Below are 24,519 nucleotides of genomic sequence, written 5' to 3'. Positions count from 1 at the left end.
CTGGGGTAATGGACGCCGGCGGGCTAGTTTGATACACTATAGCTGATGTCCGCCAGCGACGACATCCTGCATTACGGTCATTCCGTGCTGCGGCGCAAGGCCGCGCCGGTGGCCAAGCTCGACGCCGAGATCGCCGACCTCGCCGCGCGCCTGACGAGCACCCTCGAGCGCGCGGGGGGGCTGGGGTTGGCGGCCCCCCAGATCGGGGCCGGTCTGTGCGTCATCGCCTATGACATCGGAGACGGGCCGCAGGTGCTGATCAACCCCCGCGTGGCGAAGAGCGAGGGCGAGCAGGCGTCGGTCGAGGGATGCCTGAGCCTCCCGCGGCTATACGGACAAGTGCAGCGCGCCGAGCGCGCGGTGGTCAGCGGCCGCGACCTCCAGGGTCGCGCCGTCACCAGCGAGGCCGAGGACCTGCTGGCGCGCGTGCTGCAGCACGAGATAGATCACCTCCAGGGGGTGCTGTTCGTGGACCGCGTTGATCCCGACACCCTCTATTGGGCGCTGGGCGACGCCCAGCACGATGACGAGTCCCAGCGCGTGCCAACGACGCTGGAGGACGCGCTCAAGGTGTTCGAGGCGCACATGGCCTCTCGCAGGTAGGAACCAGGCCTCGGGTCGGCGCGAGGGGACAGTTCCCCGTCGCCCAGCGCACCGCCGACGCCCGGGGCGGGAAGGAACTGTCCCCTGCCGGACCCGTCATGCGCATCATCTTCTTCGGAACCACGGATTTCGCCGCCGTTTGCTTGCACGCCCTGGCGCGGGCGGGGCACGAGCTGCCGGCGGTAGTCACGCAGCCGGACCGGCCGGCGGGGCGGGGGCTGCGCCTACGCCTGTCGCCGATCAAAGAGCGCGCGCAGGAGCTGGGCCTGCGGGTGGAGGCCCCCGCGGACCCCAACGCGGCGGCCTTCGTCCGTCTGCTCCAGGACCTCAAGGCCGAGCTTTTCTCCGTCGCCGCCTACGGGCACATCTTCGGTCGGGGCTTGCTCGCGGCGCCGGCGCGCGGGTGCGTCAATGTCCACGCCTCCCTGCTGCCGCGCTACCGCGGCGCCGCCCCCATCCACCACGCGCTGCTCAACGGCGATACCGAGACCGGCGTCACCATCATCTGGATGGACGAGCGCATGGACGCCGGCGACATCATTCTGCGGCGCGCGCTGCCCATTGCCCCCGAGGAGGACGTGGGTGAGCTCGAACGCAAGCTCGCGGCGCTGGGCGCGCAGGCGCTGGTCGAGGCGGTGGCTCTGATCGAGCGCGGCGCCGCCCCGCGCCTGGCGCAGGATGACGGGCAGGCGACCTACGCCCCGGCCCTTGCCCGCGCGCGCGCGCAGATAGACTGGGGCGAGAGCGCGCTCCAGATTTGCAACTTGGTGCGCGGCGCCAATCCGACGCCGGGCGCGTTCACCTTTCATCGCGGCAAGCGCCTCAAGGTGCTGCGGGCGCAGGTGGCGGAAAAGGCGCTGCCGACGGCAGGAAACGCGGGGGAAATCGTGGAAACCGATGCGCGGGGGGTGCTGGTGAGGGCCGGAGCGGGAGCGGTGCTGCTGCTGCAGGTGCAGCCGGACGCTAAGCGCCCGATGTCGGGCGCGGCCTACGTGCGCGGATATAGGGTCGAGGTGGGCGAGGCACTGGGGGGCGTCTCGGGCGAATGACGTTCGGGTGTAGGTGGCTGCCATGAGCATAGCCCCCGACGAGCTCGAGAAGCACTACCAACAGGGCACGGCTCATAAGAACGCCGGCGAGTACGACCAGGCGATGGCGGAGTTCCGCTTCGTGCTGGAGCGCCGCGCCGACCACCTCGACGCCCGCATCGGCCTGGGTCTGGTCTATGGTTTCATCGGCATGTTCGATGAGTCGCTGGCGGAACTGCGGCGCACCGTGGAGACCGCCCCCGACTCGGTGGAGGCGCTCCTTTACCTCGCCAAGACCTGCTGCATGCTCGGGATGTATGACGAGGCGCGGGTGCACTTCGCGAAGATCCTGGAACTGCAGCCGGACCACGCCGAGGCCAAGAAGCAGTTCGCGCTGCTGAGCGACATGCCGCCGTTGTAGCCGCGCGAGCGGGCGGCGGTGCGGACGAGGTCCCGGGGCGGGGCTCAGCCCCCGCCCGTTGTGTTACGGCCGGTCGCGCCGGGCCGGGCATGAGGCGGGGTGAGGCGGGGTGAAGAGGCAGGCAGCGCAGGCGCAGAGCCTATGGCCGACATAGAGATTCGATTCCTGCCCGACAAACTGCGCGTGCGCGTTCCTGTGGGCAGCCCCATCCTGGAGGCCGCGCAGCAGGCGGGCATAACGCTGGAGACCCCGTGCGGCGGGGAGGGCCGCTGCGGCAAGTGCCGGGTCAAGGTGCGGGACGCCGCGCCGCCGCCGACGGCGGAGGAGACCCAGGCGCTCGGGGCGGAGCTGTTGGGCGCCGGTTTTCGCCTGGCGTGCCAGTGCCGCCCGCGGTCGGACCTCACGGTTTACATCCCCCCGGCGTCGCGCCAGCTCCAGCAGAGCATCCTGAGCGAAGGTGTCGCCCACGAGCTGGCCCTCGACCCCGCGGTGGTCAAGCAGTTCGTGGCCGTGCCCGCGCCCGTGCTCGAGGATCAGCGAGGTGACCGCGAGCGGCTGCTGGCGGCGGCGGGGCGGCCCCGGGCATCGTGCTCACTGGCGCTGCTGCGCGAGCTCGGCCGCACGCTGCGCGCGGCCGACTGGCAAGTGACCGCGGCATTCGCCGGCGACCGGCTGCTCGCGGTCGAGCCCGACGATACCACGGCCGCGCTCTACGGCATCGCCTTCGACGTCGGCACCACCACCGTCGTCGGCTACCTGCTGGACCTGATCGCGGGGCGCCAGGTCGCGGTCGCCTCCGACATGAACGCGCAGGTCGCCCATGGCGAGGACGTCATCAGCCGCATCCAGTTCGCCACCGATAATCCCCACGGCCTCGAGCTCTTGCGGCGTGACATCGTGGGCGTGCTCAACGGTATCATCGGCCACTGCTGTCGCCGCGCGGGCATTGATGCGCGTCACATCTACGACGCGGCCATGGTCGGCAACACCTGCATGACCCACCTGCTGCTGGGCCTACCGCCGGGGCAGCTTGCGGTCATGCCCTACGTGCCGGTGATCACCGCCGCTCGCGACCTGCTCGCCGCCGAGGTCGGGCTCGCGGTCAACGCCGCCGCCCGCTGCTATGTCCTGCCCAGCATCGCAGGTTTCGTTGGCGCCGACACGGTGGGGGTCATCCTCGCCGCCGATCTCGACCGCTCGCGCGAGCTGCGGATCGCCATTGACATCGGCACCAACGGCGAGATCGTGGTCGCTGCCGGCGGCAGGCTTGTCGCCTGCTCCACGGCGGCGGGTCCCGCCTTCGAGGGCGCCACTATCTCCCGCGGCATGCGCGCCACGGCCGGGGCGATTGACGCCGTCTCCATCGGCGACGATGTCACCTTCACCACCATTGACGGCGCGGGCGTGCGCGGCATCTGCGGTTCGGGGCTGATTGACGCGGTGGCGGAGATGCGGCGCGCGGGGGTGGTGGACGACACCGGGCGCATGCGGTCCCCCGCCCAGGCGGACGGCCTGCCGCCCGCGCTGGCGCGGCGGCTGCGGGAGGGCGCCGCCGGCGCCGAATTCGTCGTCGCCTCGCAGGAGCAGACGCAGAACGGAGAACCGCTGACGATTACCTCCCGCGACGTGCGCCAGCTCCAGCTCGCCAAAGGCGCCATCTACAGCGGGATTGAAGCCTTGCTCGATGAAGTGGGGGCCGATGCCTCCCAGGTCGAGGAGATCCTGCTGGCGGGCGCGTTCGGCAACTACGTCAAACGCGAGAGCGCGGTCGCCCTGGGGCTGGTGCCGGCGGTGCCCCTGGAGCGCATTCGCTCCATCGGCAACGCCGCCGGGGTGGGCGCCAAGCTGGCGCTGGCCTCACGCGCGGCCCGGGAGCGCGCACAGGACTTTGCCGCGCGGGTGGAATACATCGAGCTATCCGCGCGGCCCGACTTTCACCTGCGCTTCGCCGAGGCGATGACGATGGCGCCGCTGGCGCCGGGAAAAAGCAAGGCCGCGGGAAGGTGACGGTCGCGGGAACGCAGAAAAACAGCGTTCACGTATCGCCATAGGAGGTAGCCACATGGAGCTGAAGGAGTTGGCCGACGCCATCATCGCCGGGAATCGCGACCGCGCGCGGGAAGTCACCGAGCAGGCGATCGCAGAGAAGACGCCGCCGCAGCAGATCATTAACGACGGACTGATCGCGGGCATGTCGGTGGTGGGGGCGAAGTTCAAGAACAACGAGTTTTACGTGCCCGAGGTGCTGATTGCGGCGCGCGCCATGCACGCCAGCCTCGACTTGCTGCGGCCGCTGATCGCAGAAGGCGGGATCGAACCCGTGGGGCGGGTGGCCATCGGCACCGTCAAGGGCGACCTCCATGACATCGGCAAGAACCTGGTCGCCATGATGTTGGAGGGCGCGGGCTACGAGGTCAAGGACCTGGGGGTGGACGTCAAGCCGGAGCAGTTCGCCGAGGCGGTGCGGGACCAGGGCATCCAGGTGCTGGCGCTGTCGGCGCTGCTCACCACCACCATGCCCGCCATGGCGGAAACCATCAACGCGCTCAAGGCCGCCGGCGTGCGCGACCGGGTCAAGGTCATGATCGGCGGCGCGCCGATCACCCAGAGCTATGCCGACGAGATCGGCGCCGACGGCTATGCGCCCGATGCCGCCAGCGCCGTGGACACGGCCCAGGAACTCCTCGCCGCTTAACCGGTTTTCCGTCCGTCAGCCGCGGGTAGTAATTTCCGTAGGGGCGCACCGCTGTGCGCCCCTACGGTTTCAAGCCATGCTCCGGTTTTGAGGTGCTGCCATGTTCTACTTCGACTGGACCCTGTGGTTGCTGGCGCCGGCGTTTGTGTTCGCGCTGTGGGCGCAGCATAAGGTCAAGTCGTCGTTCGAGCGCTACTCGCGCGTGCGCGCATCCAGCGGTTACACGGGGGCGCAATTGGCGCGCGAGCTGCTGCAACGGGCGGAGGTCGCGGCGGAGACCGCGCCAGCCGGCGATCGGCGTGCCGCCCAAGCCCTGGGCGCGGTGGCGGTCGAGGCGATCGCCGGGCGGCTCACCGACCACTACGATCCCCGGGACAACGTCCTGCGCCTGTCCGAGCCGGTGTACGGCAGCGATTCCATCGCCGCCCTCGGGGTCGCGGCCCACGAGACCGGCCATGCCATCCAGCAAGCGGTTCGCTACCCCGGCATGTCGGTGCGGGCGGTGCTGGTGCCCGCCGCGCAGTTCGGTTCCACCCTCGCGTTCCCGATCTTCTTTGTCGGCCTCATCGCCAGCTCCACAGGCCTGAAGTTTCTGATGGATGTCGGCATCCTGCTCTACGTCGCCGCGGTGACGTTCACCCTCGTCACGCTGCCCGTCGAGTTCAACGCCAGCCATCGAGCGCTCGCCCTGCTGCGAGAGGGCGGCTTCGTCTCGCCGCCGGAGCTGCAAGGCGTCAGGCGGGTGCTGGGCGCGGCCGCCCTCACCTACGTCGCGGCGGCGGCGATGGCGATCATGACCCTCCTGCGGCTGCTGATCCTGCGTGAGAGGGACTAGCGCCCGATGCCCGGGCCTGCCGGCGCCGGTGCACCCCCCCGCGGTCCCACCCCCGCCCGGGCGCTGGCCCTGCGCGTGCTGGGGCGCGTGGAGCGCGGCGCCTTCGCCAACGCCGCCCTCGATCAGGCCCTGTCGTCCTGCGCCCTGCGCGACCGCGACCGCGCCCTGGTCACCGCCCTGGTGGACGGGACGCTGCGCTGGCGCGGGCGCCTCGACTACGCGCTTGCGCAGTGCCTGGCGCGGCCGCTGGCGGCGCTGACCCCGGCGATCCGCAGCATCCTGCGTCTCGGCGCCTTCCAGATCCTGCTGCTGGACGCCGTGCCCGCCCGCGCCGCGTGCGACGAGGCGGTGCGCATGGCGCGCGCCCGCGGCCATCCCGGCACTATCGCGCTGGTCAACGCGGTTCTGCGCCACCTGGCGGAGCAGGGGGAGCCACCTGCTCCCGATCGCGGCGCCGATGCGGCGAGTCACATCGCGGTCGTCCACAGCCACCCCCGCTGGCTGGTGGAGCGCTGGATCACCCACTTCGGCGTCGCCGCTGCGGAAGCCATCTGCGACGCCGACAATCGCCCCGCCCCGGTGTGTCTGCGCCCCAACCGCCTGCGCGGCGACGCGGCAGAGCTGGCGGCGGAGCTGGCGGCCGCGGGCATGGCCACCCAACCCTCGCCCCTGGTGGCGGGCGCCTTGCGTCTGACCTCGGGGGGCGATCCCCGGCGCGCGGCCGCGTACGCCGCCGGCCGCTTCACGGTGCAGGGAGATGGTTCCATGGTGGTCGGACTGGCGGCCCGGCCGCGACCCGGGGCGCGCGTGCTCGACCTGTGCGCCGGTGTCGGCGGCAAGGCGACACACATGGCGGAGCTCATGGACAACCAGGGACCGGTCTTGGCGGTGGACCGGCAGGGCTGGAAGCTGGCGAGGCTGAAAGAAGAATGCGCGCGCTTGGGCGTCACCATCGTCGAGACGCGCGAGCAGGACGCACGCGCGCTGGAGGGGATAGGCGGGTACGACCTGTGCCTGGTGGATGCGCCTTGCTCCGGCACCGGGGCGCTGCGGCGGCGTGCGGACAGCCGTTGGCGCAAGACGCCGCAGCAGCTCGCCAAGCTGGCGGCGCTGCAGGGCGAGCTGCTGGCGACGGCGCTGACCTTGGTGCGGCCGCAAGGGGTCGTGGTTTACAGCACCTGCAGCCTGGAGCCGGAGGAGAACGAGGGGGTGGTGTCGGCGGCGCTGGCGGACGGGCGCGCGCGCGCCGAGGATTGCCGCGGCCTGGTGGCGGGGCTGCCCGATTCGGCGCTGGCGGCCGACGGTCGTGCGCTGCGCCTGCTGCCGCACCTGCACGACGCCGACGGCATGTTCATTGCGCGTCTGCGCAGAAGGGCCTGAGGAATGGAAGAGGGCGAACGGTCCGCAGTGGAGAACGATGCGAACGGCGTGCCGCGGCAGCCGCCCGCGCAGGCGGCAGCCCGACCGGCGCCGGCCACGCGGCGCCGCGCACTGGTGAGCCTGGTCGTCCTGGCGGTGGCGGCGGCGGTGCTGCTGCGGCTGTACGTGTATGAGTCCGATATCGTCGAAGGCTCCTCCATGCGCCCCGGGCTGCGCTCCGGTGACTTTGTCCTGGTATCGAAGATCGCGTACCGGCGCCCTGCCCCAAGGCGCTTCGACGTCATAACTCTGAGCGCTCCGGGCAAGCGGCGCGAGGTCGTCATCAAGCGCGTGGTGGGGCTGCCCGGCGAGTGGGTATGGGTGTGGAGCAATCACGTGTTCGTCAACGGCGGCCGCCTGGTCGAGCCCTACACCGCGAGCTGGCGCGGGGATTTCCGATCGCCGGTGCGAGTGCCGGAGAACAGCGTCTACGTCTTGGGCGACAACCGCGACGATAGCGATGACAGCCGGGCGTGGGGGCCGGTCGCCCTGTCGTCGGTGCGGGGGAAAGCGATCTTCGTCTACTTCCCGTTTGGCCGCGCCCGCCGCGTGCAATAGCGCCACCGAAAGGAGCCGCCTCCGTTGCCTATACTGCTGCTGGTGTTGATCGCAGTCGTGCTGGCCAGCTTTGGCCAGATCTCCATGAAGCACGGCATGAACATGGTCGGCACGCTCGGCAGCCCCGGCATCACCATGCTGCTCGGCCTGGTGCGGGCGGTCTTCACGCCCTATGTTTTTCTGGGTCTCGGGCTCTACGCGGTGTCGGCCATGGTGTGGCTGGTGGTGCTCAAGCAGGCCACCGCTCTGAGCTACGTCTATCCCCTGATCGCCTCGACCTACATCATCGTGCTCTTCCTGTCGTGGCTCATGCTGCACGAGGCGATCCCGCCCGTGCGCATATTGGGGGTGGTGCTGATTTGCGCCGGGGTAGCGTTCGTGGCCAAGAGCTGATGGCGGCCTCGGGGGCGGAGCCGGTGGGGCGCCGCGTCGCCAGGCCGCTGCTTATGGCCGCGCTTGCGGTCGGGTTCCTCGGCCGCGCGCTGTTCACCGGCGACGTGCTGCTGCCCGCCGGCTATCTCCACCATTTCGCCCCCTGGCAATCGGCCGCGCCGCCGCCCCCCGAGCATTGGAACGCCCTCATCTGGGATGCGATGGCGCAGTACTACCCGTGGCGGGCTTACGCCCATGACGCCCTCGCGCGCGGCATCATCCCCCTGTGGAATCCGTTCCAGTTCTGCGGCACGCCCTTCGTCGCCAACAGCCAGTCCGCCGTGTTCTATCCGCCCAACCTGCTGTTCTACCTGTTGCCGCCGGCGCGCGCCTTCGCCATCGCCGCCGCTCTGCACCTGTGGCTGGCGGGGCTGTTCACATACCTGTTCCTGCGCGCCCTGGGCCGCGGGCGCTTCGGCGCCGCCTTGGGCGGAGTCGCCTTCGCCTTCAGCGGCTTTCTGGCGGCGTGGCTGCAGTTGCCCACGGTGCTCGACACCGCGGTCTGGCTGCCGCTGGCCCTGTTCTGCGTCGCGCGGTTCTTCGCCACCCGGCGGCCGGGGTATGTCGTCGGCCTGGGTCTCGTCACCGGCACCGCCCTGCTCGCCGGCCATCCGCAGATGTTCCTCTACGTCGCCGGCGTGACCGCGCTCTATTTCGCCGCCTGCGCCGTCACCGGGGCGGGCGCGGGGCGGGCGAGCCCGGGGCGGCTGGGGGCCGCACTGCTGGCCGCGGCGGCGGCCGCCGCGCTGGCGCTGCTGTGGGGCGCGGTGCAGCTCCTGCCGAGCGCGGAGCTGCTATCGTTCAGCCACCGCGCGACCGCTGCCAGCGCCCAGGGCTACAGCGCCTACCTGCGGTTCGCGATGCCGTGGCAGCAGTTGATCACGCTGGTGCTGCCCGAGTTCATGGGCAACCCCGCCTACGGCACCTATTGGGGGCGCGGCAACTTCGCGGAGTACGCGGCATACGTGGGCGCGCTGCCGCTGGCGCTGGCGGCGCTCGCGCTCATCTGGCGGCGCGACCGCCACACCGTGTTCTTCGCCGCGGTGGCGCTTCTCGCCCTGCTGGCGGCGCTGGGGACGCCGATCAGCCGGCTACTGTTCTACGCCATTCCCGGCTTCAGCAGCACCGGCGGCCCGGGGCGGATGCTCTTCATCTACTCCACCGCGATCGCCATCCTCGCCGGCTCGGGCGCCGATGCGGCGGCGAGGGCGCTGGCGGAAGCCGACCGCGGGAGGCGCTTCGCGCGCCACCTCGCCGTCGCCGCCATCGTCATGGTCGTCGCCGCCGGGGCCCTCGTCCTCGGCATCGCCGCTTCGCTGCACGTGCCGGCGCCGGCCCTGCTGAGTGCGCCCGCCGTCAACCTGCTGGTGGCGCTGCTGTCCCTGTGCGCCGGCGTCGGCGCGCTGTGGGTGGCCAGCCGCCGCCAGTCCGGTTCCGCCGCGGCGCTCGGGGTGCTGCTGGCGGCGTCGGTATTCGAGCTCTTCGCCTTCGGCATGGGTTACTACCGCACCGCCCCCCCCGGCAGCGTCTATCCGCCCACGGAGCTCACCGCCTACCTCGGCGATCGCGACGGTGCCGGCCGCATCATGCCGTTGCACCAGTCCTGGGGCCTGGACGACTTCCCCCGCGCGGTGCTGCCGCCGAACGCCGCCATGGTTTACGGACTGCGCGATGTCCAGGGCTATGACTCGCTCTACCTGGCGCGCTATCGCCAGGTGCTGGCGCGGGTGGAGGGGCGCGATCCGAGCCCCAGGGCCAACGGCAACATGCTGCTCGGGGCGCCCTGCGATCCGGCGCTGCTGGCGGTGCTGGGGGTGCGATACGTGCTGTCGGAGACGCCGCTCGACGTGCCGGGTCTGACCCGGGAGCGGGCCGGGGAGGTGAACCTGTACCGCGTCCAGAACTCTGTGCCCCGGGCCTACATGGCGCGGAGTGCGGTAGTTGCGAGCGGTCTGCTCGGCTCCCTTTCGCAGCTGGGCGAAGCCGCGGGTGGCGGGGTGGTGCTCGAGACCGGCGAGCCGCTGCCGCGAGTGGCGCCCCTCGACTCCGCTCGGGACGGTCCTGAGCCTGTCGAAGTGCCGCCCACGAAAGAGGGGATGGTGGCGGCGATGATTCTGCGCGACGGCATCAACCGGGTGCGCCTCGATGCGCCGCGGGCTGGATACCTGGTGCTGAGCGACGCCTACTACCCCGGCTGGCGGGCGTGGGTGGAAGGGAAGCCGGCCGAGATATGTCTTGCTAACGGGGCCTTTCGCGCGGTGCGGGTCGGCCCCGGAGAGCACGAGGTCGAGATGCGGTTCGCGCCGACCTCTTTCCGGCTGGGGCTGTTCGCGAGCATGATCGCGGCGGCGGTCGGCATGGCCGGGGTGGGCGCAAGCCTGGGCGGGCGCAGGCGGCGGGTTCTGCGGGCGAAATCGAAGCGCCGTGTCTGAGTCGGCGGCGGACGGGCGAACAAGTGAAGCCCTACCAAGTCGAGCGCATCGAGAGGGCCTGCCTCGCGGCGGTCATGCTGGCGGCGATGGGGCTGCGTTTCGCCGGGCTGCGCTGGGGGCTGCCGAGCGCAGCGCACCTGTTCTCCTACCACCCCGACGAAGCCCCTCTGCTCGGCCCCGTATGGTACATGCTCAACACCGGCGACTGGGATCCACACTTCTACAACTACGGCACTTTCTACATCTACCTTGTCGCCGTCTGCGCCAAGTTCGGCGCCCTCCTGGGCTTGGTGCCGCTGCCCGAAGGCGGCTGGACCGAGCTGCACTTGCTCGCCCGGTCGCTGACCGCGCTGCTGGGCGTGGGCACCGTGTACTTGGTGTACGTCATCGGCAAGGACCTCGGCGGGCCGCCGGTCGGCCTGGGTTCGGCGGCGCTGCTGGCGGTGCTCCCCGCGCACGTGGTCAACTCCCACTACGCGACCGTGGATGTTCTCGCCACCTTCCTGATCGTGCTGCTGCTGGCCGTGCTGCCGCGCCTGTTCGGGATGGCGGACCTCGCCATCTACCTGGTCGCCGGGCTCGCGCTGGGGCTGGCGACGGCCGCCAAGTACACGATGATCCTGGGGTTGGTGCCGCTGCTGTTCGCCCACCTCTTCGCGCGAGATGAGCAGGGCTACGCCCCCTCCCTGCTGATGCCGATCGCCGGCCTCGCCGCCGCCGCCCTGGCTTTTTGGGCGGTGACGCCCTTCCTGCTGCTCCTGGGGGACGACGGGCTTCACCTCAACCCCGATTTCCTGCGCGACCTGCACTTCGAGTTGCAGCACATGCGCATCGGCGGCACGCCGGCCTTCGCCGCCACCGGCAACGGTTGGCTCTACCATCTGCTGCGCGCCCTGCCGGCGGGCATGGGCTATCCGGCGCTGCTCCTGGGGCTGGTGGGAGCCGGGCTCATGCTGCGGCGCGGCCCCTCGACTTCGCTCGGGACAGGCTCCGGAGTGGCGATGGTGCTGCTGAGCTTCGCCCTGCCCTACTTCTTTGTCATCGGCGCGGGCAAGGAGCGGTTCCTGCGCTACAGCTTGCCCTTGCTGCCGGTGCTGGTGATCGCGGGCGGCTATGCGCTGGAGCGCCTGCGATTGGCGACTCCACCCGCGCTCGCCGCCTGGAAGGGGGCCGTCTCCCCGGCGGTGCTGGGCCTGGCGGTGTTGGCTGGCACCACCTGGTACGCGGGGCAGATGGTGGGCACCATGACCGCGGCCGATCCGCGCACCCGCGCCGCCGAGTGGCTGCAGGCGCGGGCTGCGCCCCGCACCCGCATCGGGCTCGCCTCCACGCCCTGGTATTTCACCCCGCCCCTAACCCCCTTCAACGGCGGGCTGCGCAGCGCCGAGGAGTTCCACCGGTGGCAGCGCGAGAAGCCGCCGTATCGCGTCATCGTCACCGGCTGGGACGCGGCGGCGCTGCGGCGGGCGCGCTCCGACTTCTTCGTCGTCAGTGATACGGAATATGCGGATCTGCTGCGGCTGGGGCAGTCGGATCCCGCGGCGCTGATGGCGGAGCTGCCCAAACGCTACGACCGGCTCGAGACCTTCGAGCATGCGCCCCCGATGCCGGCCCTGCGGCCCGCGAAGCTCACCTGCCCTCCCGACTGGCTCTACACCTGGCCGCGCGTGGAGGTGTACCACTAATGGGGCGCGAGGGGACAGTTCCCCGTCGCCCAGGGCAGCGCCCAGGCCCGGGGCGGGAAGGAACCGTCCCCTGCCGACCCGTGAACGGGGCCGGCGAGCAGGCCGCGCGCGCGGGCGCCATGACCCGCGACGAGTGGCGCTGGGCGCTCTGGGCCTCGCTCGCGGTGATGGGGTTGACGTGCCTGCCCTACCTCTTCGGCTGGTTCATCACCCCCCCCGGCTACCACTACATGGGCTTGCTCGCCAATCCCGACGAGCACAATGTCTATCTGGGGTGGATGCGCCAGGTGCTGCGCGGGGAGCTGCTGTTCCACGACCCCTTCACCACAGAGCCGCAGCCGGCGCGCTTCTTCCTCGGCTTCTTCCTGGCCTTGGGGTTGGCGGCCCGCGGAACTCATATCCCGCCGATCTGGGTCTATCACCTCGCCCGCGTCATCTGCGGCGCGCTCCTGCTGGTTGCGGTGTACGCGCTGGCGGCGCAGCTATGCGAGCGGCGGTTCACGCGCCGGCTGGCGTGGGCGTTCGCGGCGTTCTCGTCGGGCCTGGGCTGGCTCTACGCGCTGGCCGCCCCCGGTGCCACCGTGCACCCGATTGACTACGGGCCGCGCCTGATCATGCCCGAGGCCATCACTTTTCTCACGCTCCTGCTCAACCCGATGTTCGCCTGCTCGGTGGCGCTGCTGGTGGCGATGTGGGCCGCCTACCTGGCGGCGGTGCGCGCCGACTCGTGGAGGCTGGCGGCGCTGGGGGGTGCGGCGGCGCTGATGCTGGGCAACGTCCACACCTACGACGTGTTCCCGGCGTGGCTGACGCTTGCCGTGTACGTGGTCGCGGCGGGGATTATCGGCCGCCGGATGCCGCTGCGCGAGATGAAGTTCGCGGCGCTGATCGCGGTCATGGCGGCGCCCTTCGTCGCCTACCAGTACTGGGTGTTCCAGACCAATGTGGTCTTCCACGACAAGGCCGTGACGCAGAAGCTGACGCCGCCCCTGGCGCACTTTGCGGCCGGCTTCGGGCTGGTGCTGGCGTTCGCCATCCCCGGGGCGATGACGGCTCTGCGCGGGCGCAGCGCGCCGCAGGCGCTGCCGGTGATATGGGCGGTGGTGACCTTCCTGCTCGTGTTCTTGACGCCGGTATCGTTTCAGCGCAAGCTGGCGGAGGGGGTGCACATACCGCTGTGCCTGCTGGCCGCGTCGTTTGTCGGCGAATGGGCGGCTCCGCGCATGTCGCGGTCGGCGGCCCTGGCCTTGGCGGTGCTGTTGGTGGCCGCCGCCTGCCCGTCGAACGTGTTCTTCATGGCGCGGGGCGCGCGCGACCTGATGACCAATAACCGCGCCTACCTGCGGGTGCTGATGCCGCCCCTCTACCTGCGCGCCGACGCGGTGCAGGCGATGACCTGGCTGCGCGAGAACACGCGCATGGAGCAGGGGGTGATGTGCGCGTCGCTGGAGGGCAGCTACCTCCCCGGCGTCGCAGGCAACACAGTCTTCGTCGGGCACTGGGACGAGACCCTGCACTACCCGCGCAAGCTGAAGCAGGTCGTGTGGTTCTTCTCCGCGGCCGCCTCGCCCTCGCAGCGCCGAGAGCTGATGGCGGACAACGGCTTGCGCTTCGTGCTCTACACAGAGTATGAACGGGCGCTGGGGGTTTTCAACCCCGGCGCCGCGAGTGACTTCGAGGCGGTATTCGTGCGTCCGCAGGCCGCGCTCTTGCGCCTGGTTCCGGAGTAGGTGATGCGCACCCGCGACTTCGCGTTTCTGGCGGCCACGTTGTTGGTCGGCATGGCGGCGGCAATGCTCGCCGCCCGCGGCGCCTGGGGCGTCGCCAGCGAGTGGCAGTGGCCGCACCGAGGGCCTGGCGACATCGCTTGGGCGCGCTGGTGGAGGCCGACGCTGCCCTCATTGGCGCTGATCGCCTTCAGCCTCTGGCTGCTGCGCCGCGCGCGCCGCAGCGCCCGCGTCTGCGCCGCGTGGGTGCTGCTGTTCGTGCTGCTGGCGTTTGCACTGCAGCTTTCAGTGCTGGAGATGCACCCCGCCTCCACCGCCTTTGCCGGCGCCGTCATCCTGAGCCCGGTGGCGACCACCTATTTCGGCGAGGCGGGCAACATCAGGGACATGGCGCAGTTCCTGCGCGAATACGCCTACCACATGCGAGCTTTCAGCCAGCACGCACAGACCTACCCGCCGGGGCCCATCATCTTCTTCTGGGCGGTGCGCCGGGCGGTCGCCCATTCCCCCGGTCTCCTCGACGCGGCCTCCAGCTTCATCGCCGCGTACACCGGCATGGAACCGGCGGAGATCGCGGGCGCCTACGCACGCCTGTACGGTCGTCCGGTGCCGATCGCCGAGGCCGTCGCGGCGGTGCTGGCGGCGTGGCTCCTCGGTCTGCTGGGGTGCCTGAGCATCATCCCCGTGTTTCTGCTGGCGCGCGAGCGCGGGGGCGCGACGGCGGCGGTATGCGCCGCCGCGCTGGCAGGGGCGGTGCCGAGCCTGCTCCTGTTCACCCCCTCCATCGTGCAACTGGTCACCCTGGAGACTATGCTAGCCCTGTATCTCTTCCACCTGGGGTGGTCGCGGCGACGCCCTGGGTGGGGCGCGGCGGCAGGCGCGATGTGGGCGCTAGCGGCGCTCACGAGCCTGGCGGTGCTGGTGCTCCCGCTATTGCTGGCGGCGTGGGCGGCGATGGCGCAGCTTGCGGGCGGAGGCCGCAGCGGCGAACCGCGACCCCGCCCGGCGTGGCGGGTGGCGGGCGCGTGGCTGACCGCAGCGGTAGCGGTGTTCGCGGTGGCGCACGCGGCGGCGGGGATAGACTTCCCGGCGATCGTGAGGTCGGCGCTGGGGGCGCACCGCGAGGTGACGACGCAGGCATTCGCGCGCACCTACTGGCGCTGGCTGGGGTGGAACCTGTTCGACTTCTGGATGTTCCTGGGTGCCGGGCTCGGGCTGTGGCTGCTGTGCCAGATGTGGGGGGAGGCGAGGGCGCTCGCGCGCGGCGAACGCGCGCAGATCACGCCGCTGCTATGGGCGTTGGCGTTCACGCTGATCGCGCTCGACCTCTCGGGGGTGGTGCGCGCCGAGGCCGGGCGCATCTGGATGTTCCTGATGCTGCCCGCGACGGTTGCCGCCGGGGGTTTCGTCGCCGTCGGCCGCCGGCCCGAGTGGAGCCTCGCCACCCTGCTTGCCGCCCAGATGTTGCAGATCGCGGTCTTCGAGCGCCACCTGGCGCTGTTCGTCGTTCTGTGAGAGAATAGGGCCGTGAACGTGCTGATGATCACCCCCCACTTCGCTCCGCGGCTGGGCGGCGTCGAGAAGCACGTCCTGCGCGTGAGCGAGGAGCTGACGCGCCTCGGGCACGCGGTCACGGTGCTGACGCGCCTGTGGAAGCCGGGGTGGCCGCGGGACGAGGACCTCATCGGCATCCACGTGCGCCGCGTCCCCGGGGGGATGGCGAAAGCGGTGTGCGACCGCCAGCTCGACGTGCTGAACCGCGCGCAGGTCATTCACTGCCACGACCTCTACTCCTACCTGCGCTTCATCGCCCCCGCCTGGCCCGGGCCGCGGCCGCCGCTGTTCGTGACCTTTCACGGCTACGAGGGCTATCCCCTGCGTCGCACCGCCCGCTGGCTGCGGCGGCGTCTGGCCGCGCGCGCGGCGGCGACCATCTGCATGGGCGAGTTCATACCCCGCTGGTACGGCCACAGGTGCGACCTGGTATCGTACGGCGGCGTTGATTCCCCGCCCGCGCGCGTCCCTGATCCCCCGCCCCAGGCGCCCGCGCTCTACGTCGGCCGCCTCGCCCCCGACACCGGCATCATGCGATACGTCGAGACCCTGCGCCGGCTGCGCGAACGCGGGCACGACCTCCCGCTCGTCATCTGCGGCGACGGGCCGCTGCGCGACACGGTGCTGAGCGCCGCGCGGATGGCGGGAGTCAGCGTCGCCGTGCAGGGCTGGACGCGCGAGGTCGGGCCGTTTCTGGAGGGCTGCCGCTTCGCCTTCGTCTCCGGCTATCTCACCATCCTCGAGGCGATGGCCTATCGCCGCCTCGCCTGCGCGCTCTACGACAACCCGTTGAAGCGCGATTACCTCGAGCTGTTCCCGGCGTCATCCCACATGGTCGCCGCCGATGAGCCCGACCGCCTCGCCGCCGCCATCGCGCGCCACCTGGAGCAGCCGGAAGCGTCCAGCGCCGGCCTGGACGCCGCCGAGGCCTACGCCCGCGCGCAGACGTGGGCGCGAGTCGCAGCGCTCTACCTCGACCTCTACCGCGGCCGGGGGCTGCCGGCGTGAGCCGCGTCTGCCTGATCACCACCGTGCGCCAGGAGGCGGAGGGCATCGCCGAGCTCATGGACTCCATCCAGGCGCAGACGCGACGGCCCGAACGCGTGGTCGTCGCCGACGGGGGCTCCACCGACGTCACCGCCGACCTCGCGCGCCGCTACCAGGACCGCTTGCCGCTGACGGTGCTCGTCCTGCCCGGGGCCAATCGCTCGCGCGGGCGCAACGCGGCCATTGCCGTCGGCGACGAGCCCGTCATCGCCTGCGTTGACGCGGGGTGTGTGCTCGATCCCGAATGGCTGGTGACCATCGTGCGACCGCTGGAAGAGCAGGACGATATTGACGTCGTCGCCGGCTACTACGAGGCCGCGCCGCGCACGACGTTGGAACGCGCGGCGGCGGCCGCCCTGGTGCCGGCGGCGGCGGAGGTGGACCCCGAGACCTTCCTGCCCTCCAGCCGCTCCATCGCTTTTCGGCGCGCGGCGTGGGAGCGGGTGGGCGGGTATCCGGAGTGGACGCCCTACAACGAGGACACCGTCTTCGACGTCGCGCTGCGGCGCGCGGGCATGAAGTTCGCGTTCGCGCCGCGGGCGGTCGTGCGCTGGCGGCCACAGGGGCGCCCGGCGCGCTTGTTTCGACAGTTCTATCGCTTCGCCCGGGGCGACGGGTTGTCCGGCCTGTGGTTCGCGCATTACGGCAAGGCGTACCTGGAGCTGGTGGTGGCGGCGGCGATCATCGCGCTGGGCATGGGGGCGAACCGAGCGGCGCTGTGGGCGCTCCCGGCCCTCGCGCTCCTCTATGGGGCGCGGCTCGCCCGGCGCGCCCGCCGACGTGGCGCGGGCCCGGGTACCGCCCTGCTGGCGCCGCTGGCGATGGGGATCGTGGACCTCGCCCATCTCTGCGGCTATACCATCGGCATCGGGCAGCGCCTCGCGCTGGCGGCGTTGGGGCGCGCCCCGCAGGTCCGGAGTGCGAGCCACTGATGCGCCTGGCGCACATCACATACACCTACCTGCCCCTGGTCGGCGGCGGCGACGTCTATGTCGAGAACCTGCGCCGCGCCCTGGCCGCGCGCGGGCATCGCCAGCTTGTCATCGCCCGCGCGTCGAGCGCTGATGCGCCGTGGTTCGTGCCGGCGCCGAACCCTTTGCGCGGCCTGCCGGCGGAGTTCTGGACCCACCTCCTGGGCCTGGCGGCGCGGGTCGCCGTCATCCGCGCCCAGGACGCGGTCATCGCCCACTACCCGGTCTATGCGCTGGCGGCAGCTCTGGTCGGAGGGCGCACACGTGTCGTCGGCCTCTCCCATGGCGTGACCTGGGACGACCGCCCGGGGGCGCTGCGCAGCCGCGTCAAGCGCGCGTTGGCGCGCGCCGCCTTCCGCCGCTGCGCCGCCTTCGTCGCCAATGACAGCGCCTTCCTGCGCGAGATGGGCCTCGAGGTCGCGCCGGGCGATCGTTTCTTCGAGCAGGTGGCGCCGGGGCGCTGGTTCATCCCCAACTGCGTGGACACCGAGCGCTTTCGCCCCAACCGGGGATGGGATAAGCTGCGGACGCTGCGCCCGATAGTGGTACCCCGCAACCTCTACTTCAACCGCGGCGCGCATCTCGCCATCGCCGCCTTCGCCCGCTTCCGGCGGGTGCACCCTGGGGCGCGGCTGGTCGTCGTCGGCGCGCCCAGCCGACGGGATTACGCGCGCTGGCTGCGGCGCCTGGTGCGCGAGCTCGACTTGCGCGACGAGGTCCTGTTCTGGGGGTCGGTCGCTCACGCCGACATGCCCGCCGTTTACGCCTCGGCCGAAATGGTCGTCATCCCCTCCGTCGCGGGCGAGGGCACCTCCCTGTCGGCGCTGGAGGCGATGGCCTGCGGCGCCGCCACTCTCTCGACCGACATCGGCGGGCTGGCGGACCTGCCGACCGAGCACTGCGCACCCCACGCGGCGAGCCTGGCGCAGGCGATGGCGCGGGTGTACGAACAGCGCGCGGAGATCGGCGCGCGCCAGCGGGAGCAGGTGCGCCGGACCTTCTCGCGCGAACGCTGGGAGAACGCCTGGGCGAGCGTCATCGCCTCGCTGGCATGAAATGAGGGCGAAGTGGAGATCATCGTCGCCGACAACGCGGGTTTTTGCTTCGGCGTCGAGCGCGCGCTCGACATGGTCAAGGGGGAGGAGGAGGCCGGCCCACGCCCCCTGCACACGCTCGGCTCGCTGATCCACAATCCCCAGGTCGTGGAGCGCCTGCGCCAGGAGGGAGTGCGCCAGGTGTCATCCCTGGACGAGGTCGCCGGCGGCACCGTCGTCATCCCCTCCCACGGGGTGGGCCCGGAGGTTTCGCGGCAGGCGCGCGAGCGCGGCCTGCATGTAGCGGACGCCACCTGCCCGTTCGTGGCGCGAGCGCAGGATCACGTGCGGGCGCTGGCCGACGGGGGCTACCAGGTCATCATCCTCGGCGACAAGGGGCACCCCGAGGTCGCGGGCCTGGTGGGGGCCGCCGGCGGGCAGGCGGTGGTCATCGAGCACGAGGATGAGCTGGCGGGGATAGAGCTCCGGCCGCGGGTGGGACTGGTGGTGCAGACCACCCAGGCGCCGGCGCGGCTGGGCGCGGTGGCCGCGGCGCTGGCGGTGAGAGCGCGCGAGCTGCGCGCCTTCAACACCATCTGCGGCGCGACCTCCCAGCGCCAGGAGTCGGCGCTGCGCCTGGCGCAGCAGGTGGAGGTCATGGTCGTCGTCGGCGGCAAGAACAGCGCCAACACCAACCGCCTGAGCCAGTTGTGCGAGCAGACGGGCGTCCCCACCCACCACGTCGAGACCGCCGCCGAGCTCGACCCGCAGTGGTTCCGGGGGGCCCGCAAGACCGGCGTCACCGCCGGCGCCTCCACCCCCGAGTGGCTGATTCACGAGGTCGTCGAAGCCCTGCGGCGGATTGGGGAGTAAAGACGGGGACAGCTTCCCGCTGAGACCCGGCGGCGAGGGGGGATTCCCTCAGCGGGCATTCCGGGGACACGCAACCTGATTATTGACCGGAAGCACAGACAGTGGTACAAGTGGGTCCTGCCCCGCATCGCCCGTATCGTCCCGCCAGGGGTGACGCATCACGTCACTCAGCGCGGCAAACCGGGGCCGAGGGGGCCGAGAAAGAAGTAAGAGCTGCCCGCTGGTTAGGAAATCATGGTGTATATCCCCCGAATTCCCCCTGCCGTCAGACAGAGGCACAGGAGGTCTGCTAGCATGACAGCTGCCATGCCGTTCCCTGGGACGCGTAAAGGCAGCAAGATCCTCGTGGCAGAAGCCGAGCGTCACATCGCACGTCTCATCCAGGTCAACCTGGAGCGTGCGGGCTACCGAGTCGTTACTGCCCCGGATGGCAAGGAGGCGCTAATGAAAGCAGAGTCAGAGCAGCCGGACCTGATTCTTCTGGGCGCCCTCAGCCCACCCCTCGACGCGGATGAAGTGCTCGAGCGTCTGCGCGCTAGCGAAGCGACGAAACACTTGCGCGTGGTCATGGTGCCCCATGAGCGGCGAGGTGGCGGCTCTCGCCGCAGCTAGGCCTGGGAGCGCTGGTTGCCACTAGAACTACCTGGGAGTGAGCGACTTCGATTCTGATCGCCTCCCGAACCATCATTTGCCCATCTGTCCTGCCCAAGGATCGGCCTGCGGCTGTGCATGGGCGGCTCGCGAGCCGCCCATGCATCTGGTGAGCGCCCCCCGATTCCTCGCGGCTTCATCGGAATACGGCCTTGCCGGGCAGAACGCGATGCCCAACGCGATGCCGTTGAGGGATGCCGTTGACCCTTGGGCGGTCCCGTGCTATCCTCTCAGTCGCAAGTGAATACAGCGCTGTCTCGTTAACCTAGCGAGAGACCATGGGGCGTGAAACGCCGTAGTCGGGTCGAGCTCGCGGGGCCGGTTGGCCACGCGGGAGGAGATGCGATTGATGGCGTTTTCTGGTCCCGCCATGTTTCTCGGGTGGCCTCCGGCGTGATTGACCAGCGTGGGAGGCTTCCATGGACACCCGTTCGCTCCGTCGGTGCACAGACCTGCTCGGTGCCCTCCGCCTCGCGTCGCCTGCTGGCCGTCAGTCGGCCGGCACGCTTCGCAAGCTCCGGCAGATCGAGGGAATGCTTCCCTGGCTCCTGGGGCCGATCCGTCAGAGCGCAGCCCTCCCCCCGACTATCATCGAGTTCGGGTGTGGCAAAGGGTGCTTGAGTTTCTTCCTGGCCGCAGCTCTGCGCGGCCTCGGGATCGCGCCGGTACGCATTCTCGGTGTCGACCGCAACCTCGACCTCATGAGTCGCTGCATGCAGGCTCGCAGCACTCTCGGCTGGGACGAGGTCAACTTCACCGCGGCTACCTGCGAGGAATTCGCCATCCCAGCCCCCCCGCTTCTCGTCACCTCCCTTCATGCTTGCGACGTGGTGACGGACCACGTGCTTGCTGCCGGCATCCATTTCGCAGCGGAGAACATCGTCGCCGCGCCGTGCTGCCAGTCGACCGTTCAGCGCTCGCTCCGCCACAACGCTCACGACCATCAGTGGGGTTATGTCGCCCGCTCGTTTCCACTCCTCGGCAGCCGGTTCTCGGAATTTGTCACCGAGGCTATGCGCTGCCTGGCTCTGCGCGCATCCGGTTACGAGGTCCGAGTGCGCGAGTTCGTCTCCAGCACCGCAACGCCCAAGAACGTTGTGATTGTTGCGCGCCGCGCAGGGCTGCGTGGTGAGCGCGCGATGGACGAATTGCGGCGCTTGCAGGCAACACTGGGCCTCAAGTGCGAGGTGCTCGCTTCGCTGGCGCGGCGACATGCGGCTGCCGCGCGGCCTGAGCCTGCTCGCAGGAAGGAAGGCTGAACCATGTACGATGCAAAGAAGGTACGAGAGCATTTCGAGAAGTGGGGGCATGAGGGACTCGAAGGCGACCCAGGTCACCCTACATCGCGCTGGACCGTTCCCCATGTCAACCACATGATCCTGGATCGCTGGCTGCCTACGCAAGGTGCGGTGCTCGACGCAGGCTGCGGGCTGGGAATCGAAGCGGTCAAGATGGCTAGACGCGGGCTCGCGGTCACGGCGCTCGACATCTCGCGGTCCCTGCTGGAGCATGCCCGGCACCGCGCGGACCGGGCAGGCGTGATGGACAGAATCACATTCGTGCAGGCCGACTTGACTGAGACGCTTCCGTTCGTGGGGCAGCCGTTCAATGTGTGTACTGCGTTGACCGGTGTAGTCAGCCACACGAACACCCGCCATCGGCAGGCGGTGACCAACCTCACCGCCTGCTGCGTCCCCGGCGGCCTCGTCATCGTCGGCGTGGATTCCTACTACGGCAAGATCCGCCAGTACTTACAGTCCGGGATGATAGAAGAGGCGGAACTCTTGGGTGACACGCGATTGACCTGCACCGTCAGCGACACGTTCGCGGATTACTGCTTCACACCGGTAGAACTGGCTGGCCTATTCGCCGACCTCGGCTGCCGCTGCGAGGAGATGTTCGCCGCGCCGACGGTGGCCGCATACGGCTACGTGGGCGTGCCGGATGATGCCTTCGCCCGGGCGCTGGATCTGGAACGACGCTTCTTGGGCACGCCGGAGCTTCTGGGCACAGGTGAGCAGATCGTCGCGGTCTTCAGAAAGGAGTAGCTGGGTTGGCCAGTAACATCGCTGGCCTCATCGTCAGTCAACCGACCGGCGAGTCGCCTTGACGCTCGCTGTGGCCGGTGCTATCATCCCCTCGTCATGGCCCCCGTCGGCATCACCACCACCGTCCCCATCGAGGTCATCTACGCCGCCGGGCGCGCGGTGGTTGACCTCAACAACGCCTTCATCACCAGCGCCGACCCCGGCGACCTGGTGGATCGCGCCGAGCTGGCCGGCTTCCCCCGCACCCTCTGCGGCTGGATCAAGGGCATTTACACCGCCGCCCTCGACCTCGGCTTGCAGCAGGTCGTCGCCGTCACCCAGGGCGACTGCTCAAACACCTGCGCGCTGATGGAGACCCTCGCCGATGCGGGGGTCGAGATCATCCCCTTCGCTTATCCCTATGACCGCGACCGCGACCTGCTCGCCCTGCAAGTCGAGAAGCTGCGCGCCCGGTTCGGCGCATCGCCGGAGGCGGTCGCCAAGACCAAGCGCCGCCTCGATGCCATCCGCCTCAAGGCGCGCCGCATTGACGACCTGACCTGGCAGAGCGACGCCGTCACCGGCCGGCAGAACCATTACTACCAGGTCACCTGCAGCGACATGAAATCCGATCCCCCGGCGTTCGCGGCCGAACTGGAGAGCTTCCTGGCCGGCCTTCCCGACAGTGAGCCGCTGCATCCCGACCGCCTGCGCCTCGGCTACATCGGCGTGCCGCCCATCGTCACCGACCTCTACGACCACCTCGAAGCGCTGGGCGCGCGGGTCGTGTTCAACGAGAACCAGCGCCAGTTCGCCATGCCCTTTGACACCGACGACCTGGTCGAGCAGTACCGGATGTACACCTATCCCTACGACATCTTCTGGCGCCTGCGCAACATCGAGGCCGAGATCGCGCGCCGCGGCGTGGAAGGCGTCATCCACTACACCCAGAACTTCTGCTATCATCAGATCGAGGACATCATCGTGCGGCGGCACGTTGAGCAGCCGGTGCTCACCCTGGCCGCCGAGCGACCGGGGCCGATGGACGCGGGGATGCGGCTGCGCCTCGAGAGCTTCGTCGAGATGCTGCGGCACGGACGGAGGGAGAGCTAAGCCGCCGATGAACGCCGACGAACGCCGACGGGCACTGGACGCCGTCACCGAGCGCGTAATCGGGTGCGCTTTGCATGTTGGGCACACGCTCGGCTGTGGATTCCTGGAGAAGGTATACGAAAACGCTCTCGCCATCGAGCTGAAGCGCAAGGGCCTCGGCGTGGAGCAGCAACACGGGGTTGCGGTGCGCTACGAGGGCGAGATGGTGGGCGATTTCGTTGCCGACCTGCTGGTCGAAGGTCAGGTGGTTGTTGAGTTGAAGGCTGCGAAGTCGCTGGACGACGCGCACATGGCCCAGTGCCTCAACTACCTGAAAGCGACCGGGTTGACCGTATGCCTGCTCATCAACTTCGGCACGCCCAGAGTGGAAGTGAAGAGGGTCGTCAGTGGTTTCTGAGTCGGCGTCAGTCGGCGTTAGTCGGCGGCGAATGGAATCGGCGCGACTACGGATCGCCCTGTCGGCGGAGAGCGGGACGAGAAAGAACGGAGACACCAGAGTGCTCGACCCCGAACAGCAACTGAAGATCATCACCCGCCACGCGGTGGACATCGTGACCGAGGAGGAACTGTTGGCGAAGCTGCGCGAGGGGCGCCCCCTGCGCGTCAAGTACGGCGCCGATCCCTCCGCGCCCGATTTGCACCTCGGCCATACGGTGACCATGCGCGCCATGCGCGACCTGCAAGAGCTCGGCCACCACATTGTATTCATCATCGGCGATTTCACCGGCATGCTGGGCGACCCCAGCGGCCGCAGCAAGACCCGGCCGCAGCTCTCGCGCGAGGAGATCGAAGAAAACGCGAAGAGCTATGCCGCGCAGGTGTCGAAGATTCTGGATATGACCAAGGCCGAGGTCCGCTACAACAGCGAGTGGCTCGCGCCCTTGACCGCGATAGACGTGGTGCGTCTGGCGGGCAAAGCCACCGTCGCGCGCATGTTGGAGCGCGACGACTTCGCCCAGCGCTACGCGGCGGGGCAGCCCCTGGGCGTGCACGAGTTGCTCTACCCGATTCTCCAGGGATATGATTCGGTCGCCATCGAGGCCGACCTCGAGCTCGGCGGCACCGACCAGATCTTCAACCTCCTGCACGGCCGCGAGATGCAGGCCCACGCGGGTCAGCCGCGGCAAGTGGTCATCACGCGGCCGCTCATCCCCGGCACCGACGGCGCCCAGAAGATGAGCAAGAGCCTCGGCAACTACATTGGCATCGCCGAGCCGGCGGAGCAGATGTACGGGAAGGTCATGTCCCTGCCCGACGAGGTGATCGTCATGTACCTCCAGTTGTGCACGGATGTCGCCGAGGATGACATTCGGGGCATGGAGGCGGCGATGGCCCGCGGCGAGATGAACCCCCGCGACGCTAAGGCGCGCCTGGCGCGGGAGATAGTGACGCTGTACCACTCGGCGGACGCGGC

23 protein-coding genes are annotated in these 24,519 nt (G+C 70.0%); all 23 read left to right on the top strand.

Translation table 11 applies throughout. The features are described from left to right. Positions 1–45 precede the first annotated feature (45 nt). The gene (gene def / locus VM221_13490) at positions 46–603 is read left to right on the top strand and encodes a peptide deformylase (GenBank protein HUT75834.1); all 558 of its coding nucleotides are present in this window, start codon (positions 46–48) and stop codon (positions 601–603) included. A 98-nt stretch (positions 604–701) separates the two neighbouring features. Further along, positions 702–1,652, top strand: a complete 951-nt coding sequence (fmt, locus tag VM221_13485) for a methionyl-tRNA formyltransferase (protein HUT75833.1) — start codon at positions 702–704, stop codon at positions 1,650–1,652. A gap of 22 nt (positions 1,653–1,674) precedes the next feature. After that, positions 1,675–2,052, top strand: a complete 378-nt coding sequence (locus VM221_13480) for a tetratricopeptide repeat protein (GenBank protein ID HUT75832.1) — start codon at positions 1,675–1,677, stop codon at positions 2,050–2,052. A gap of 141 nt (positions 2,053–2,193) precedes the next feature. Beyond that, positions 2,194–4,059, top strand: a complete 1,866-nt coding sequence (locus VM221_13475) for an ASKHA domain-containing protein (GenBank protein HUT75831.1) — start codon at positions 2,194–2,196, stop codon at positions 4,057–4,059. 55 nt (positions 4,060–4,114) lie between these two features. Continuing rightward, positions 4,115–4,747 (top strand): corrinoid protein, encoded by a 633-nt coding sequence (locus VM221_13470; protein HUT75830.1) that lies wholly within the window; start codon positions 4,115–4,117, stop codon positions 4,745–4,747. Positions 4,748–4,847: 100 nt separating this feature from the next. Beyond that, positions 4,848–5,582 (top strand): zinc metallopeptidase, encoded by a 735-nt coding sequence (locus tag VM221_13465; protein HUT75829.1) that lies wholly within the window; start codon positions 4,848–4,850, stop codon positions 5,580–5,582. Positions 5,583–5,588: 6 nt separating this feature from the next. Beyond that, positions 5,589–6,962 carry a 16S rRNA (cytosine(967)-C(5))-methyltransferase RsmB gene (rsmB, locus tag VM221_13460; GenBank protein HUT75828.1) on the top strand — a complete coding sequence of 458 codons (1,374 nt, stop codon included), beginning with the start codon at positions 5,589–5,591 and terminating at the stop codon, positions 6,960–6,962. 3 nt (positions 6,963–6,965) lie between these two features. Then, the gene (lepB, locus tag VM221_13455) at positions 6,966–7,559 is read left to right on the top strand and encodes a signal peptidase I (protein ID HUT75827.1); all 594 of its coding nucleotides are present in this window, start codon (positions 6,966–6,968) and stop codon (positions 7,557–7,559) included. 24 nt (positions 7,560–7,583) lie between these two features. After that, positions 7,584–7,952 carry a multidrug resistance protein gene (locus VM221_13450; GenBank protein ID HUT75826.1) on the top strand — a complete coding sequence of 123 codons (369 nt, stop codon included), beginning with the start codon at positions 7,584–7,586 and terminating at the stop codon, positions 7,950–7,952. After that, positions 7,919–10,423 (top strand): YfhO family protein, encoded by a 2,505-nt coding sequence (locus VM221_13445; protein HUT75825.1) that lies wholly within the window; start codon positions 7,919–7,921, stop codon positions 10,421–10,423. The genes VM221_13450 and VM221_13445 overlap by 34 nt, the downstream gene beginning before the upstream one ends. A gap of 23 nt (positions 10,424–10,446) precedes the next feature. After that, positions 10,447–12,108: a glycosyltransferase family 39 protein gene (locus VM221_13440; GenBank protein HUT75824.1), complete on the top strand. Its 1,662-nt coding sequence runs from the start codon at positions 10,447–10,449 to the stop codon at positions 12,106–12,108. 119 nt (positions 12,109–12,227) lie between these two features. Beyond that, on the top strand, positions 12,228–13,838 hold the full coding sequence (locus tag VM221_13435; protein ID HUT75823.1) for a hypothetical protein: 1,611 nt from the start codon (positions 12,228–12,230) through the stop codon (positions 13,836–13,838). 3 nt (positions 13,839–13,841) lie between these two features. Then, the gene (locus tag VM221_13430; protein ID HUT75822.1) at positions 13,842–15,350 is read left to right on the top strand and encodes a hypothetical protein; all 1,509 of its coding nucleotides are present in this window, start codon (positions 13,842–13,844) and stop codon (positions 15,348–15,350) included. Positions 15,351–15,362: 12 nt separating this feature from the next. After that, a complete protein-coding gene (locus tag VM221_13425; protein ID HUT75821.1) occupies positions 15,363–16,397 on the top strand; it encodes a glycosyltransferase family 4 protein in 1,035 nt (344 codons plus the stop codon). Beyond that, complete coding sequence (locus VM221_13420) at positions 16,394–17,368, top strand: glycosyltransferase (protein ID HUT75820.1); 975 nt, start codon at positions 16,394–16,396, stop codon at positions 17,366–17,368. Before VM221_13425 ends, VM221_13420 begins: the two co-directional genes overlap by 4 nt. After that, entirely contained in the window at positions 17,368–18,462 is a 1,095-nt protein-coding gene (locus VM221_13415) for a glycosyltransferase family 4 protein (protein HUT75819.1), read from the top strand. The genes VM221_13420 and VM221_13415 overlap by 1 nt, the downstream gene beginning before the upstream one ends. 12 nt (positions 18,463–18,474) lie before the next feature. After that, positions 18,475–19,314, top strand: a complete 840-nt coding sequence (locus VM221_13410; GenBank protein ID HUT75818.1) for a 4-hydroxy-3-methylbut-2-enyl diphosphate reductase — start codon at positions 18,475–18,477, stop codon at positions 19,312–19,314. 294 nt (positions 19,315–19,608) lie between these two features. Then, positions 19,609–19,926, top strand: a complete 318-nt coding sequence (locus VM221_13405; protein ID HUT75817.1) for a response regulator — start codon at positions 19,609–19,611, stop codon at positions 19,924–19,926. A gap of 458 nt (positions 19,927–20,384) precedes the next feature. Next, entirely contained in the window at positions 20,385–21,224 is an 840-nt protein-coding gene (locus tag VM221_13400) for a methyltransferase (protein ID HUT75816.1), read from the top strand. 3 nt (positions 21,225–21,227) lie between these two features. Beyond that, the gene (locus tag VM221_13395; GenBank protein HUT75815.1) at positions 21,228–22,013 is read left to right on the top strand and encodes a class I SAM-dependent methyltransferase; all 786 of its coding nucleotides are present in this window, start codon (positions 21,228–21,230) and stop codon (positions 22,011–22,013) included. Between the two features lie 96 nt (positions 22,014–22,109). Then, a complete protein-coding gene (locus VM221_13390; protein ID HUT75814.1) occupies positions 22,110–23,105 on the top strand; it encodes a 2-hydroxyacyl-CoA dehydratase in 996 nt (331 codons plus the stop codon). A gap of 7 nt (positions 23,106–23,112) precedes the next feature. Next, positions 23,113–23,502 (top strand): GxxExxY protein, encoded by a 390-nt coding sequence (locus VM221_13385; GenBank protein HUT75813.1) that lies wholly within the window; start codon positions 23,113–23,115, stop codon positions 23,500–23,502. 100 nt (positions 23,503–23,602) lie between these two features. Continuing rightward, positions 23,603–24,519, top strand: a 917-nt coding sequence (gene tyrS, locus VM221_13380; GenBank protein HUT75812.1) for a tyrosine--tRNA ligase, incomplete at its 3' end; no start/stop codon positions are given.

The sequence above is a fragment of the Armatimonadota bacterium genome, from assembly GCA_035527535.1.
Classification (GTDB): Bacteria; Armatimonadota; Hebobacteria.
The sequence above is the reverse complement of the archived record's forward strand: the minus strand, read 5'-3'. Positions and strand labels throughout refer to the sequence as shown.